The 587-nt window shown below is 30.8% G+C and carries 1 protein-coding gene; it reads right to left on the bottom strand.

The window, feature by feature from the left end:
• Positions 1-65 precede the first annotated feature (65 nt).
• Positions 66-587 (bottom strand): Fic family protein (locus RM553_RS19595; RefSeq protein ID WP_311536652.1); only part of this gene is annotated, 522 nt, incomplete at its 5' end.

The following is a 587-nucleotide window of genomic DNA, read 5'->3' on the forward strand; positions in this document are numbered from 1 at the left end:
CTGATTTTTATAAACTTACTTTTAGCTGAATGGCCGCAATTGCGAATATGCGATGTTGTGGCCAGTTATAACTTGTACAGAGTTTTGTTTTTATCTCCTATCTTTTTAAATAAATTCAGTTCCACACCTTTTTTTAGATCTCTACTTGCAGTTGCTCCGGAAATATCTTTAAAAACTTCCATATAATCTTTTCTCGTAAACTCTCTCTTGTTAAGAGATAAGAAATATTCAAGTCGATCTTTTTCAGTCAGAGTTCTATTTGTAAAATTGAGTAATTCTTCCAGGGATTTATTAATTACTCCAAGCATATATTCTATAAATGCAGTTGATTTTCCAACTTTGTCACTATCAGATAATGCTGAATAATACTTCTCCTGATCATTACTGATCAAGGTCTCAAATGGCAAATATTCAAATACAGGATATTTTTGCATCAAAATTAAAGTTTGCCACAATCTGCCCATTCTCCCATTTCCATCTAAAAATGGATGAATAAATTCCATCTCATAATGAAATACACAGCTTTTGACTAGTTCAATTTCTTCTGAAGTTTGTAAATACTCAAATAAATCTTTCATTAAGAAAGG

Origin of the sequence: Autumnicola tepida (assembly GCF_031846485.1) — a bacterium.
In the GTDB taxonomy this organism is placed as follows: domain Bacteria; phylum Bacteroidota; class Bacteroidia; order Flavobacteriales; family Flavobacteriaceae; genus Autumnicola; species Autumnicola tepida.